Source organism: Nonomuraea pusilla (genome assembly GCF_900109355.1).
In the GTDB taxonomy this organism is placed as follows: domain Bacteria; phylum Actinomycetota; class Actinomycetes; order Streptosporangiales; family Streptosporangiaceae; genus Nonomuraea; species Nonomuraea pusilla.
Genome location: NZ_FOBF01000022.1, coordinates 23,321 through 36,957, shown reverse-complemented (window position 1 = coordinate 36,957; position 13,637 = coordinate 23,321). Strand labels below are relative to the sequence as shown.

Sequence of the window (13,637 nt, the reverse complement as noted above, 5' to 3'; positions counted from 1 at the left end):
GCGAACACCCGCGACCGCCGCCCCCGGCCCTCCATCACGCCCGCCCGGCGCGCGCGAACAGCCGGCCCTGCCGCACCTCCCGGCGGCGCCACCCACGCCCTGACCGGCCGGTCGTCGTCATGAGGGGTTCGGGCGAACGGCGGGCGGGAGCTCCAGCGCCGCCCTGGCCTCCTCGACGTCCCGCATGACCCCGTGCGCGCCGCTGCCCGCCGCCAGCTCGCCCGCCTCGGCGGCCAGCGCGACCGCGTCGTCACGGCGGCCCTCCTGCACGGCCAGGTACGTCAGCCCCACGAGGTTCGCGGCGACACCCGGCAGGAAGCCCAGCTCGCGGCGCAGCCGCGTGGACTCCTCCAGGCACGCCCGCGCCTGCGCGAGCCGTCCCGCGCGGTGGTGGGCGATGCCGAGGTGGCGCAGCGCGTACGAGGCCGTCAGCGGGTCGGCGGTCCGCGCCGCGAGCTCGCGCGACCGTTCGAGGAGCGGCACGGCGGTGTCGTCGTCGCCGCGTACCACCTGGTGGTAGCACCCCGTCCAGAACAGCGACTCGGCCTCGCCCCGCGTGTCGCCGAGCCGCTGGTAGAGCCGGAGGGCCTGCTGGAAGAGCGCCGGTTCGGCCGGGTCCTCCTCGCCGCCCTGGAGGAAGCGGGCGTGCGCGACCCGGCCGCGGGCCAGCGCGAGGTCGGCTTCGACGGCGTCGAGCACGCGACTGGCCGGCTCCAGCGCCTCGGCCTCGCCGCCGAAGACGGCCCGTTCGTAGAGCCGGGCGGCCTGCCGGATGCGGTCGTCCGGGACGGCATGGCGCCGGGTGGCGTCGTCTTCGGTCATCGGACGAGTCTAACGATCACTTCCGCACTCCACGAATTGCGAACTTCCGCAATCACGTAAGATGGGGACCACCTAAAGGGAAGGGACGACGTGAGCGGATCATTTGCCGACGCCGTACGAGAGCGGGCCCGTTCGGCGTACGCCGCGCTGGAGAACGCCCGGCGCGAGGGCGACACGCAGGCGGCCCTCGTGGCCGAGGACGAGTGGGAGGACGCCCTCCGCCTGGCCAGGGCCCACGGCGTGCACCTCGACGAACCAGGAGGGGCCGCCCCGTGAACTCCGTCCCCCTGTACGAGGCGAAGGCCGAACTGTTCAGGCTCCTCGGCCACCCCGTCCGCATCCGGGTGCTCGAACTCCTCCAGGACGGCCCCATGCCCGTACGCGACCTGCTGGCCGCCATCGAGGTCGAGCCGACCGGGCTCTCCCAGCACCTCGCCGTCCTGCGCCGCTCCGGCATGGTCACCGCGCAGCGCGACGGCTCCACCGTCGTGTACGCCCTGGCCGGCGGCGACGTCGCCGAACTGCTGCGCGCGGCGCGCAAACTGCTGACCCAGATGCTCACAGGCCAGCACGAACTCCTGGCCGAACTCCTCAAGGCCGACTCCCGGTAACACCCGCACCGGGCGCCGTCGCCCCCGCAGGCGACGACCCGAGGCGGCAGGACCCGCACTGGACACCGTCGCCCCCGCAGGCGACGACCCGAGGCGGCAGCACCGCTCCACCAGGCCGACCGCGCACACGAATCCCCCGGGAAACGTACGGCAGCGGCTTCATCGCTCACCACGGACACACTGTGACAACCTTGGTCAACGCGGGCTGGGCCCGCCTCCGCTCCGTCCTCCCCGAACGGCGTGAACTCGCCGCCATGGCCCGCAACCCCCGCCGCGACCTGCTCGCCGGGCTCACCGTGGCGATCGTCGCGCTGCCGCTCGCGCTCGGATTCGGCATCTCCTCCGGGCTCGGCGCCGAGGCCGGCCTGGCCACCGCCGTCGTCGCCGGCGCGCTCGCCGCGGTGTTCGGCGGCTCCGGGCTCCAGGTCTCCGGGCCCACCGGCGCCATGACCGTGGTGCTCGTCCCCATCGTGCACGAGCACGGCGCGAGCGGCGTCCTGACCGTCGGCGTGCTGGCCGGACTGCTGCTCCTCGCCCTGTCGCTGGCCCGCGCCGGCAGATACATGGCCCTCGTCCCCGCGCCCGTGGTCGAAGGCTTCACCGTCGGCATCGCCTGCGTGATCGGGCTCCAGCAGATCCCGTCGGCGCTCGGCGTCACCGCCCACGGCGAGAAGGTCACCGCCGCCGCCTGGCAGGCCCTCCTCGACTTCCTCGCCCACCCGCACTGGGCCCCGCCCGCCGTCGCCGCCGGCGTGGCCGCCGTGATGCTCGTCGGCGCCCGCCGGATGCCCACCGTGCCGTTCTCGCTGCTCGCCGTCGCCGCCGCCACCGTCCTGGCCGAACTCACAGGACTCGACCTGGCCAGGATCGGCGAACTGCCGTCCGGGCTGCCCGCGCCGTCCCTGGCCTTCCTCGACCCCGCCGCGCTGCCGTCGCTCGTCACCCCCGCCGTCGCCGTGGCCGCGCTGGCCGCACTCGAATCGCTGCTGTCCGCCGCCGTCGCCGACGGCATGAGCGTCAACCACCGCCACGACCCCGACAGGGAACTGTTCGGCCAAGGCCTCGCCAACCTCGTCGCCCCGCTGTTCGGCGGCGTCCCCGCCACCGGCGCCATCGCCCGCACCGCCGTCAACGTCCGCTCCGGCGCCCGCTCCCGGCTCGCCGCCCTGGCCCACGCCGCGATCCTCGCCGTCATCGTCTTCACCGCGTCCGGTCTGGTCGCCCGCATCCCCCTCGCCGCACTCGCCGGAGTGCTGCTGGCCACCGCCGTACGCATGGTCGAGGTCGGCTCCGTCAAGGCGATGATCCGCTCCACCCGCGGCGACGCCGTCGTCCTCGTGCTCACCGCCGTCGCCACACTCGCGCTCGACCTCGTCCAGGCCGTCATCCTCGGCCTCGTCGTCGCCGGGGCGCTCGCACTGCGGTCCATCGCCCGCAACGTACGGCTCGACGAGATGCCGCTCCGACCCGACCTGCCCGTCGACCACACCGAGCAGGAGCACGCCCTGCTCGCCGAACACATCGTCGCCTACCGCATCGACGGGCCGCTGTTCTTCGCCGCGGCGCACCGCTTCCTGCTCGAACTGTCGGAGGTGGCGAACGTCTCCGTGGTGATCCTTCGCATGTCACGCGTGACCACCATCGACGCGAGCGGCGCCCTCGTCCTCGGCGACGCCGTCGAACGCCTCGAACGCCGCGGCATCACCGTCCTCGTCTCCGGCATCCGCGACGGACACCACAGGCCGCTGGAGGCACTCGGCGTCATCGCCCGCCTCGACCGCGAAGGCCAGGTGTTCTCCAACACCCCCGAAGCCATCGCCGCCGCCCGCGCCCACCTCCGCAACACCGGCATCCTGCCGGCAACAACCTGACCCGGAGCCAGCCACCGGACCAACCCAGCCCACGACAACCAACCCAGCCCTGCCACAGGAACGTACCTGTAGCTCCCGCCACAGCCACGCTCATGTAGCCCCTGCCAGGGGGACGTTCGTGTCGCTCCTGCCACAGGAACGCTCGTGTCCCCTCTGCAGAGGGGGAAGTTCGTATCGCCTACCCCAGCCCATCCAGTCAGCGCGCACCGACCTGCCCTGTGCCGCCCCTTCACCCAGGCTCAGCTCCCCAGGAGCGGGCCCGACACCACAGCCCCAGACAGACATCCGACCACCACCGGCCCACCCGACCACCAGAGGCCCGACCACCACCGGCCCACCGCCACGGCCAGCCCGGCCGACGCCCAACCACGACCAGCCCAGCATGCGCCACCCGCGATCAGCCCAGCGGACGCCCGACCGGAACCAGCTCGCCAGACGCACGACCGCAACCAGACCAGCAGGCATCCGGCCGCCGGAGGCCCAGCCAGCAGCCGGCCACCGCGGGCCCGAGGCTACGTTCGACTACCCCGAGCCCAGCCAACGTCCGGCTACCACTGCCCCAGCGGACGTTCGGCTGCCGCCAACCCCAGCCGAGGGCCCCCTACAGCAGCCCTCAGCCGACGTTTCCCACCGCCGCTGGTGCCCCAGCAGACGGCCAGGCCAAGAGCCCCAACGGACGGTCAGCTGCCGCAGGCCCCAGCCGGGCCAGCAGCGCGAACCCAGCCGACCCTCAGCAGGGGCTCAGTTACCAAGACCGCCGGCGGCGGCCAGATCCCTCACGACCTGAATGAGCTCAGCAGGATCGAACGGCTTCGTCAGGTAAGCGTCGACGCCGATACCCCGGCCACGCCGCCTGTCGTCGTCCTGCGCCCTGGCCGTGACCAGCACCACCTTGATATGGCTCGTCGCCGCCTCCGTACGCAACCGCTGCGCGGTCGTCCAACCGTCGAGGTGCGGCATCATCACGTCCAGCGTGATGACGTCGGGCATGACGTCGAGCACGCGATCGAGGCAGTCCTGCCCGTCGGTCGCGGTCTCCACCTCGAACCCCTCAAGGTTCAGGTTGACCGCGATGAGCTGGCGGATCACCTCGTCGTCGTCCACGACCAGAACTTTGCCAAGAACGTCGCCCACGGCCGTCAAGGTAACGCGTGGAAGGCACCCGCCGCCGGACTTTCCCCGGATGTGTTCCCGGACCTTTATGTGTGCGGAGTGGTGCCCGGATGCTGATAGCCTTATCACTCGTCGCCCCCTTAGCTCAGGGGATAGAGCACCGGCCTCCGGAGCCGGGCGCGCAGGTTCGAATCCTGCAGGGGGCACAAGATCCTGACCAGCGTTTCAGTCCGCTGACCAGGGCGAACAACATACGAACGGGCGGGCCTCCACTCTCACGGAGTCCCGCCCTTTCTCATTGACACTCACCGCCCGTGGACCAGCTGTGGACCACGCCAGAGCCCGAATCCCAGTGCAACCCTCGGTCCCTCCGAAGGGCAACCGCCACCCGTACGTAGTCGACGGGAAGTCTCTGGTCACGCCCATATTGCGATCCTCGGCCGTCCCGGAGGGCGTCCGCCATCCGGAAGGTCCGCCGCCGCGTACGCTGTTTCGGGTTGCGATCCTCGGTCGCCTCTGAGGGCGACCGCCACCTCGTCTCAGATGGGCCAGAGGCGGCTGACGCCGAGCTGTTGCGATCCTCGGTCGCCCCGAAGGGCGACCGCCACCAGCGCTCGAACGCGGTCCGCGCTCTCCCGGCCGGTTGCGATCCTCGGTCACCCTGGAGGGTGACCGCCACCAGGGGCCGGCCACCATGGTCCGCGCGGCCAGCGCGTTGCGATCCTCGGTCGCCCCGGAGGGTGACCGCCACCCCTGCCAGACCACCACCGGCCGATGCACGTCACGGTTGCGATCCTCGGTCGCCACGGAGGGTGACCGCCACCTCCGGCCACGAGCCAGTAGCCCGCCCGGCCGGGGTCGTTGCGATCCTCGGTCGCCCCGGAGGGCGACCGCCACACGGGGACGACTCGTTTGCCCGACCGGTCAACGCTGGTAATCCAGTGTTGCGCCCCTCGGCCGCCCTGGAGGGCGGTTGACGCTAAGGCGTGAGGTGGGAGAGGGTGAACGCTGCGCTCACCAAGACGAGTGCCATCACTGCCATCATCAGGCAGAAGCGGACGGTCCGGGGCCAGCTTCCCAGGGCACCCCGGACCGTCCTTGCCGTTTCTCTGATGAGTAAGTTCGGCCATCGGTCCATGGATTCTCCTTCTGTTTAGAGGTGAGTCCAATACGTAGTTACTCCAGGGCGCCCTCGCCCTGGGTCTTGCTAGATCCCCGATGAGCGGTCCCGAGAGTAGCGGGACGCCTTCTCGGTGTCCAGTGGCGTGTTTCGGAGTACAACCACGATCATTGAAGGACTCCTGCCCGTTGCCCATCGACGCTCATTGAACCTACAGTCGAGCGTCGGCGCCTCAGCGCCGTGGCTGCCTCCGACATAGTCGCGAGGTAGTGGATCGCAATAATGATCATGGTTGGTCTGCGAGAAGCAGTAACACAGGGTCGGCCATGCGAGTGGCCGACCCTGTCCGACTTTGAAGCGATCGATGCTGTTGAGCGCCGATTTGACGGAACCCCGCGAAACTGTCGGCGGCATCTCCTAAAGTTCAGCTCTCGCAGGGATCCTCCGAACAAGGGGTGTGCGTGAGCGACCGCTTGTGGGCGCACAGTGCCCGGGATGGCGACGGGCTTCGCCATGGTCTCGCTGACCATTTGCGGGGAACCGCATGGCACGCGGGCACCTTCGGGGAGGTCTTCGGCGCGGGCCCGCTCGCTGCTCATTGCGGCCTGTTGCACGATGTGGGGAAAGGCTCCTGCCAGTGGCAGCGGGGCCTGATCGATGCGGAGCGCCTGGGCGGCCGGGTCGGCATCCCGCACAAGCATGCGGGTACTTGGCTGCTGGACCAGCACGGCCTGGGCATCATGTCGGCGGTGGTGTTCGGTCATCATGGAGGGCTGCCGGACGCCACGCGACTCAAGAAGGAGCTGCGCTTCGCGGACACCGATCCCCTGGTCGCCGAGGCAATTCGCCGGGTCGGGGAAATCGTTCCGGAGATTCACCCCTCGGCACCGATCGCGCTACCCACCTGGCTGCCCGAGGCAGCGACTACTGACCCTTATGCCTTGGATCTCCTGGTTCGTATGGTCTACAGCACTGTGGTAGATGCGGACTTTTTGGACACCGAGCAGCATTTCACTGGCTCCGCTCGCCCTTTTCATCCGATTTCTGCCGCTGATCTGGCTGAGCGTTTCGAGCAGGGCCGCCTGAATCTGCTTGAAAACAAACCGAGATCGCCGATCGACGGGTTACGTCAGGAGGTCTACCGGCAATGCCTGGAGGCTTCGCAGGGACCGCGCGGCATTTATCGCATTCCGGCGCCCACTGGCTCGGGCAAGACGCTCGCGGCGGGCGGCTTCGCGCTGCACCACGCCCGGCTGCACGGCATGAGACGCGTCATCGTCGCCGTGCCGTTCATGTCCATCACTGAGCAGAACGCCTCGGTCTATCGCCGACTCCTGGACGTCGAGGGCGAGGATCCGGTGGTGCTGGAGCACCACAGCGGCATCGACCTGGACGACGGCGGCGCAGGCAGGAGGTGGCAGCGGCTGGCCGCGGAGAACTGGGACGCCCCCTTCGTGGTAACGACCACCATCCGGCTGTTCGAGTCGCTGTTCTCCCACAAGCCAGCGGCGATGCGCCGCGTGCACCGGCTGGCCGGTTCGGTGATCGTCCTGGACGAGGTGCAGGCGCTGCCGGACCGCTTGTTGATCCCCATCGTGTCCGCGCTGCGCAGCCTCACCCAGTGGTTCGGCGCGACGGTGGTACTGGCCTCAGCCACTCAACCACCCTTCGAACTGCTCAGCCCCCTGCAGGGCACGCACATCAGGGATGTCATCGCCGAGCCGAAGCCGCTGTACAAGGCTCTGAGCCGAGTGCGGTACCAGTGGCTCCTGGATCCGAAGCCGACCATGGCGCAGATCGCCGAGCAGGCCGCGGCGGAGCCTCAGGTCCTCGTGGTGGTCAACACCACCAGGGACGCCGCCCGGATGCACGAGCTCGTGGAGGAGCACCGGCCGGCGCTGCACCTGTCCACGCGGATGGCAGCCGCGCACCGGCGCGCCGCATTGGACGAGATCACGCGGCGTCTCGCCGACGAGGAACCGGTCGCGGTGGTGAGCACCCAACTGGTCGAGGCAGGAGTAGACCTGGATTTCCCGGCCGGCTTCCGGGCGATCGCCTCCGCTGACTCCCTCCAGCAGGCAGCCGGCCGGGTCAACCGAAGCGGGCGGCTGCCGTACGGACAAGTCACCATCTTCGACCCGGAGGACGGCAACAAGGCGGCCGACAGGTTGTACGGCGCCGCGCTGGAGGCCACCCGCGCCAGGTTCGGCCCTCACTGCCCTCCGGACGATCTGGACGCGTTGGAGGCCTACTACCGGGCCAGGTTCGACTTCCACAACGTCGAGGCGGCTGGGCACGAGATCCAGCAGGGCCGCCGGGCCCACGACTTCCCCCGTGTGGCCGAGCTGTTCCGCATGATCGACGAGTGGACCGTTCCCGTGGCCGTGCGCTACGGCGACACCGAGAAGCTGGACGCGATCCTCGCCCACCTGCGTGCCGGGCACCCCGGAGCAGGCGCGCAGCTGCGTGCTCTGCGCCCCTATCTGGCCACCCTGCCCCGGGGCAGCGCGCGCCAGGCACTGGAAGAAGGCCTTGCCACTCCCGTCGTCGGTGACCTCCTCGAATGGCTCGGCGACTACCACCCGCAGCGAGGCATCGAATTGACCTCCCCCGACCCCCAGGAGCTGGTGTTTTGACCACCCGTCGCGCTCACCATCCGCCTCCGCCGCTCGTCGTGGAGGTCGAGGCGCCGTACGCCTGTTTCACCCGCCCCGAGTTCAAGACCGAGCGGATGAGTTACCCGGTCATGACCCCCTCAGCTGCGAAGGGCGTGCTGGAGGCGATCTTCTGGAAGCCGGAGTTCGGCTACCAGGTCACGCGCATCGAGGTGCTCAAGCCCATCCGGTGGGCGTCGATCCGCCGCAACGAGGTCTCTTCCATGTTGACCATGGCTTGGGTGCGTGAGGCCATGGCTGACACCTCCGTGCGCTTCGATGCCGAGGCCGACCGAGACCAGCGCAACATGGTCTGCCTGCGCGACGTCGCCTACCGCATCCACGCCCAGGTGCGGCTGCGCCCGCACGCCACCGACCCCGAGGCCAAGTACCGCGACCAGTTCCGCCGGAGAGTCGAGCGCGGCGCCTGCTACTCCCAGCCGTTCATGGGTGTGCGCGAGTTCTCCGCCTCCTTCCGTCCCGACACCGGCAGCGAGCCGATCCGCATCGACGAGAAGCTTGGAGTGATGCTGCACAGCATCATCTACGGACCCGACGGCGAGAGCTACCGCTGGTTCCACGCCGAGCTCCGGCAGGGCGTACTGGAGATTCCGCGTGACGGCATCGAGCTGCCCGGCGCCGCCGCGCGTACCGGCGGCAGGCGGTGACCCCGTGCTGATCAGACAGCTCGCGGCGCACGCCGGCGACAGGAGCGACCTGCCGCCGCCCTACTACCGCAACCGGAACGTACGGTGGGCGATCGACCTGGACGGCGACGGACGCCCCCGAGGAGGTCGCCTGGTGGACCTCAGCACCGCCGAGTCCAAGGCAGGAGTGCCGCTGGACACCCCGTACGTGCAGCGATCCGGTACCGGATCGCTGCCGTTCCTTCTCACCGACACCCTGCAGTACGTCCTGGCGATGCCCAAGGACGACAGCGACAAGCAGGCAGCCGATGCCCGCCGGCGCGCCCAGGACTTCGCGGACCTGGTCTACCGGTGGGCCGAGGACGAACCGCTGGCCGAGCCCGTCGTCCGTTTCCTGCGAAGCGGCGCCTTCTCCGAGGTGGAGATCCCGGCGCAGGCCAAGCCGTCCGACGTGGTGGCGATCCGCACGGATCAGGGGTGGGTGCACGCCCTGCCGTCCGCCGTTCAGGTGTGGGGGCAGGTCGTGCGGGAGCGCAAGAGCGCGGCCGGCGGGCAGGGAATCTGCCTGTCCTGCGGGGAGGGAGGTCCGTTGCTGGTCACCATTCCCGAACCGGTCAAGCCGGGCGGCATCCCGGTGGCAGGGGGCCGCGGCCGGGACGCGCAGCTCGTGTCCATCAACAAGACCGCGCAGGGGCGTGGCGGCATCACGCAACTGGCCAACACGCCGCTCTGCGACACCTGCGGCGGGCAGGCGATGTCCGCGCTGAACGCGCTCCTGGCAGACCGGCAGCACCACTACCGCGGCGCCGACAGCGTCCTGGTGTGGTGGCTGCGCCGTCCGGCTCCGTTCTCGCTGCTCGGAGCCGTCCGAGACGCTCAACCGCAGGACGTCAAGGGCGTCATCGAGCAGGTACACCTGCCGCCCGCCCGGCGCGCCGACTGGCTGAACGACAACGACTTCTACGCGGTGACCCTGTCGGCCAATCAGAGCCGCGTGGTGATCCGTGACTGGATCGACGTCCCGCTGATCGAGCTGTGTCGGCACCTGGACACGTGGTTCGCCGACCACGAGATGACAGACCTGTGGGAGGACGGGCCGCAACGGGTGCCGCTGTGGCGGATGGCAGCCGCCCTGGGCAGGCACGGCAAGCAGGGCTACGTCAGGGACACCGCACCCCGGTCGGCCGAGCGAGACCTCATGGCCGCCGCCCTGCACGGCACGCCGCTGCCCACCAACCTGCTGGCCCGCGCGATCCAGCGCGTCCGTGCCGACAACCGCGTGGACCTGCCGCGCGCCGCGCTCCTGCGCCTGCTGCTCGTCCGAGCCGACCCGGCCATGAAGGAGATCCTGTTGGAGCATCTCAACCTCGACACCCGCGACCCCGCCTACCTGTGCGGGCGCGTGTTCGCGGTCCTGGAGGACATCCAGCGCACCGCCCTGGACAACATCAACACCACCATCGGGGACAAGTTCTTCGGCGCGGCCATGGCGAGGCCGCTGCCGGTGCTCACCATGCTCCGCAAGAACGCCACCGGCCATCTGCGGCGGCTGCGCGGCAGCAGGAAGGCCGCCGGCATCGCCCTGGACAAGCGCCTGGACGAGATCTTCGAGAAGTTCGCCGCCGAACTGCCGGCCACCCTGGACCTCGCCGGTCAGGGACGCTTCGTTCTCGGCTACCACCAGCAGAGATCGGCCGACCGGGAGGCGGCCCGCGCCGCCGCTGCCGCGCGCAAGGCCGCCGCGCCCGAGTCCGCCTGACCCGTCGTCCCCGTCCTCCCCGAAAGGAAATCCTCGGCATGTCCGTCCACCTGGACCCCGCCCGTAAGCACGACTTCGTCTTCCTGTTCGACGTGCGCGACGGCAACCCCAACGGTGACCCCGACGCCGGCGGCATGCCCCGGACCGATCCGGAAACCGGCCACGGCCTGGTCACCGACGTGGCGATCAAGCGCAAGATCCGGAACACGGTGGCTCTGATCAACGAGGGCGTCGCCGGTTACGACATCTACGTCGAGGCGGGAGTCGCGCTCAACGCCCAGCACGAGCGCGCCTACGCCGCGCTGAACCTGGACCCCAAGCAGCGGCGCAAGTCGGAGTTCGAGGCGCAGCAGTGGATGTGCCAGACCTTCTACGACGTGCGGATGTTCGGCGCCGTCATGACCACCGGCACCAAGCCGTGCGGACGCGTCCAGGGCCCGATGCAGCTCACCTTCTCCCGGTCCATCGACGTGGTCCTCCCCCAGGAACACGGCATCACCCGCATCACCCAGACCCGCCAGGACGACATCGACAAGGGCGAGTCAACCGAGATGGGCAACAAGCACATGATCCCCTATGCCCTCTACCTGGGATACGGGCACTTCAGCGCCCCTCTGGCCCGCCGTACCGGCGTGACGGGCCAGGACCTGGAGACGTTCTGGCGGGCCATGACTTTGATGTTCGAGCACGACCGCGCCTCCACCCGCGGCGAGATGGCGCTGCGTGGCCTGTACGTGTTCAGCCACGACGACGCCTTCGGCCGGGCTCCGGCCCATCAACTGTTCGACCGCGTCGAGGTCGCCGCCAACCAGCCGATCCCGCGCTCCTTCGCCGACTACACCGTCTCCGTCAGGAACGACCTCCCCGAGGGGGTCGCCCTCACCTCCGTCATCGGGTGACCGACGCCGCCCCGCAGGCCGACGGCGTCCCCCTTCAGCAGGTGACGCTGTCGGCCCTGGAACATCACGCCTACTGCCCGCGCCAGGCCGGCCTCATCCTCCTGGAGGACGGATACGCCGACGACGCGGCGACCATCCGCGGCACCCTCCTGCACCAGCGCGTCCACGAGCCGGGGCACGAGACCCGCGGCGCCGTGCGTACCCTGCGGGCCCTTCCGGTGTGGCACGACGGGCTCGCGCTGGTCGGAGTCTGCGACGTGGTCGAGATCCACCGCGACGGGCGCGTCATCCCGGTGGAGCACAAGTCCGGCTCGTACACGCCGGGCGGACCCGCTGACGTACAGGTGACAGGCCAAGCGATGTGCCTGGAGGCCATGTTCGGCCGCCCGATCCCCCACGGCGTGATCTACTCTGCCGCGGATCGCCGCAGACACACCGTCGCTGTTGACGCCGTCGCGCGAGACAGGGTCCTCACCCTTGCCGACGAGGTGCGGCACACGCTTGCCACGGCCACGCTCCCCGGCGCCGCCGCCGATCGGCGATGCCGGCGCTGCTCAATGCACGACATGTGCATGCCTCGCGTCCTGGCCCGCAAGGACGCCATCACGCGAGCCGCGTCCAAGCTGTTCACCCCACAACCTGAAGCGGCATGGGATGATTGAACTCCTCAACACCCTCTACGTCCAGACGCAAGGGGCGAGCCTCCATCTCGACCACGACAGCCTGAAGCTCGTCATTCCGGAGACTCCCAAGAAGACGCTGCCCCTGCGCCGCCTGGACGGCATCGTCGTCTACGGTCACGTGTCCCTGTCCGCCGAGCTGCTCGCCCGGTGCGCCGAAGACGGCCGGTCCGTGGTCTGGATGAGCCTGTCCGGACGATTCCTCGGCCGAGTCGACGGGCCGACCCGCGGGAACGTGATGCTCCGCCACGCTCAGCATCTCTCGCATGCCGATCCCGTTCTGCGCCTGCAGATCGCCAGAAGTTGCGTCGCGGGCAAGCTGCAGAACTCCCGGCAGATCCTCCTCCGCGGAGCCCGCGATGCCACCGATCAGGCGCAGATCACACTGCGGTCGCTCGCGCAGGACATCGACGACCTTCTGGCCCGCACCGAAGATGCCGGAACCCTCGACGAACTCATGGGGCTGGAAGGCCAGGCGGCCCGCCTCTACTTCGAGGGGCTGACCCACATGCTCCGGCCGCCGTCCGACATCACCCCCTTCACCAACCGAACGCGACGTCCTCCCACCGATCCCGTCAACGCCCTGCTGTCATACCTGTACGGCCTGACCCGCGCCCTCGTCCACGGAGCCGCCGAGCAGGTAGGCCTCGACCCGTACCTCGGCTTCCTCCACGGCATGCGCCCAGGCAAGCCGGCTCTCGCCCTCGACCTCATGGAGGAGTTCCGTCCCATTCACGCCGACCGGCTCGCGCTCAACCTGCTCAACCGCAAGCAACTGCGCAAGGAGCACTTCGAGACGCTGCCGGGCGGGGCGGTCCAGATGACGGAGGACGGCCGACGCCTCGTCCTCACGGAGTGGCAGGCGTGGAAGAACAAGGACTGGCCGCACAAGCTGCTCGGGCGCAAGGTCTCCGCCTCGCTGCTGCCCGTCGTCCAAGCCCGCCTCCTCGCCCGGCACATCCGCGGCGAGCTGCCTGCGTACGTCCCCTGGACGGTGAGCTGATGCAACTGCTCCTCACGTACGATGTGGTGACCACCACGCCAGCGGGCCGCCGCCGACTACGGCAGATGGCCAAGCTGTGCGAGGGATACGGGCATCGTGTGCAGAAGTCCGTGTTCGAGATCACCTGCACGGACGCCGAGCTGCTCACGCTGCTTGATTCCGCAACACGGATCATCGATGCGTCCGACGACTCAGTGCGGGTCTATCGGCTGCCGAGCAACGGCTTCGATACGGTGCATCGCCTGGGTGTAGCAGAGCCCGCGCCCCACCATGATCCGCTCATCCTGTAGTTCGGAACCTCAAGTGCTCACGCGACACGCGGTAGGTTCCTAAGGAGTTTTCGCCCAATACGTTCCTTGATAAGTGAATCCACACATCTTTCTATCGGCACCGAGAAGGCATAACTCCTGCTCAAATGCCGTGGCGGTCGCCCTCCGGGGCGACCGAGGGTCGCAACG

The 13,637-nt window shown here is 69.6% G+C and carries 12 protein-coding genes and 1 tRNA gene; 11 read left to right on the top strand and 2 right to left on the bottom strand.

Going from position 1 to position 13,637, the window contains the following annotated elements; translation table 11 throughout:
- Positions 1–117: 117 nt before the first annotated feature.
- Positions 118–822 carry a tetratricopeptide repeat protein gene (locus BMX74_RS34035; protein WP_091104652.1) on the bottom strand — a complete coding sequence of 235 codons (705 nt, stop codon included), beginning with the start codon at positions 820–822 and terminating at the stop codon, positions 118–120.
- A 90-nt stretch (positions 823–912) separates the two neighbouring features.
- On the opposite strand from BMX74_RS34035, the gene BMX74_RS34030 reads away from it, so the two are divergent.
- From BMX74_RS34030 to BMX74_RS34020, 3 genes are all read left to right on the top strand, one after another.
- The gene (locus tag BMX74_RS34030) at positions 913–1,098 is read left to right on the top strand and encodes a hypothetical protein (protein ID WP_055506823.1); all 186 of its coding nucleotides are present in this window, start codon (positions 913–915) and stop codon (positions 1,096–1,098) included.
- Positions 1,095–1,433 (top strand): ArsR/SmtB family transcription factor, encoded by a 339-nt coding sequence (locus BMX74_RS34025; protein ID WP_055506822.1) that lies wholly within the window; start codon positions 1,095–1,097, stop codon positions 1,431–1,433. Before BMX74_RS34030 ends, BMX74_RS34025 begins: the two co-directional genes overlap by 4 nt.
- 254 nt (positions 1,434–1,687) lie before the next feature.
- Positions 1,688–3,304, top strand: coding sequence for a SulP family inorganic anion transporter (locus tag BMX74_RS34020; protein WP_082535478.1), 1,617 nt, complete (start codon positions 1,688–1,690; stop codon positions 3,302–3,304).
- 741 nt (positions 3,305–4,045) lie between these two features.
- Here the strand turns inward: BMX74_RS34020 and BMX74_RS34015 are convergent.
- A complete protein-coding gene (locus tag BMX74_RS34015) occupies positions 4,046–4,438 on the bottom strand; it encodes a response regulator transcription factor (RefSeq protein WP_055506820.1) in 393 nt (130 codons plus the stop codon).
- A gap of 113 nt (positions 4,439–4,551) precedes the next feature.
- Between BMX74_RS34015 and BMX74_RS34010 the strand changes: the two genes are divergently transcribed.
- The 8 genes from BMX74_RS34010 to cas2 all read left to right on the top strand — a co-directional run bounded on the left by BMX74_RS34010 (position 4,552) and on the right by cas2 (position 13,469).
- Positions 4,552–4,623, top strand: a tRNA-Arg gene (locus BMX74_RS34010).
- Positions 4,624–5,998: 1,375 nt separating this feature from the next.
- Positions 5,999–8,173 (top strand): CRISPR-associated helicase Cas3', encoded by a 2,175-nt coding sequence (gene cas3, locus BMX74_RS34005; protein WP_256257435.1) that lies wholly within the window; start codon positions 5,999–6,001, stop codon positions 8,171–8,173.
- Positions 8,170–8,859 (top strand): type I-C CRISPR-associated protein Cas5c, encoded by a 690-nt coding sequence (cas5c, locus tag BMX74_RS34000; protein WP_256257434.1) that lies wholly within the window; start codon positions 8,170–8,172, stop codon positions 8,857–8,859. The genes cas3 and cas5c overlap by 4 nt, the downstream gene beginning before the upstream one ends.
- Positions 8,860–8,863: 4 nt before the next feature.
- Positions 8,864–10,597, top strand: a complete 1,734-nt coding sequence (cas8c, locus tag BMX74_RS33995; protein ID WP_177227614.1) for a type I-C CRISPR-associated protein Cas8c/Csd1 — start codon at positions 8,864–8,866, stop codon at positions 10,595–10,597.
- 38 nt (positions 10,598–10,635) lie between these two features.
- Complete coding sequence (gene cas7c / locus BMX74_RS33990; RefSeq protein ID WP_091104649.1) at positions 10,636–11,496, top strand: type I-C CRISPR-associated protein Cas7/Csd2; 861 nt, start codon at positions 10,636–10,638, stop codon at positions 11,494–11,496.
- The gene (gene cas4 / locus BMX74_RS33985; RefSeq protein ID WP_091104647.1) at positions 11,493–12,158 is read left to right on the top strand and encodes a CRISPR-associated protein Cas4; all 666 of its coding nucleotides are present in this window, start codon (positions 11,493–11,495) and stop codon (positions 12,156–12,158) included. Before cas7c ends, cas4 begins: the two co-directional genes overlap by 4 nt.
- A complete protein-coding gene (cas1c, locus tag BMX74_RS33980) occupies positions 12,151–13,179 on the top strand; it encodes a type I-C CRISPR-associated endonuclease Cas1c (protein WP_091104645.1) in 1,029 nt (342 codons plus the stop codon). The genes cas4 and cas1c overlap by 8 nt, the downstream gene beginning before the upstream one ends.
- Positions 13,179–13,469 (top strand): CRISPR-associated endonuclease Cas2, encoded by a 291-nt coding sequence (cas2, locus tag BMX74_RS33975; RefSeq protein ID WP_091104643.1) that lies wholly within the window; start codon positions 13,179–13,181, stop codon positions 13,467–13,469. The genes cas1c and cas2 overlap by 1 nt, the downstream gene beginning before the upstream one ends.
- The last annotated feature ends 168 nt before the right edge of the window (positions 13,470–13,637 follow it).

Coding starts and splice junctions, on each gene's coding strand:
- BMX74_RS34035 (WP_091104652.1), bottom strand. CDS start 822: ATGACCGAAGACGACGCCACCCGGCGCCATGCCGTCCCGGACGACCGC.
- cas7c (WP_091104649.1), top strand. CDS start 10,636: ATGTCCGTCCACCTGGACCCCGCCCGTAAGCACGACTTCGTCTTCCTG.
- cas1c (WP_091104645.1), top strand. CDS start 12,151: ATGATTGAACTCCTCAACACCCTCTACGTCCAGACGCAAGGGGCGAGC.
- cas2 (WP_091104643.1), top strand. CDS start 13,179: ATGCAACTGCTCCTCACGTACGATGTGGTGACCACCACGCCAGCGGGC.
- BMX74_RS34020 (WP_082535478.1), top strand. CDS start 1,688: ATGGCCCGCAACCCCCGCCGCGACCTGCTCGCCGGGCTCACCGTGGCG.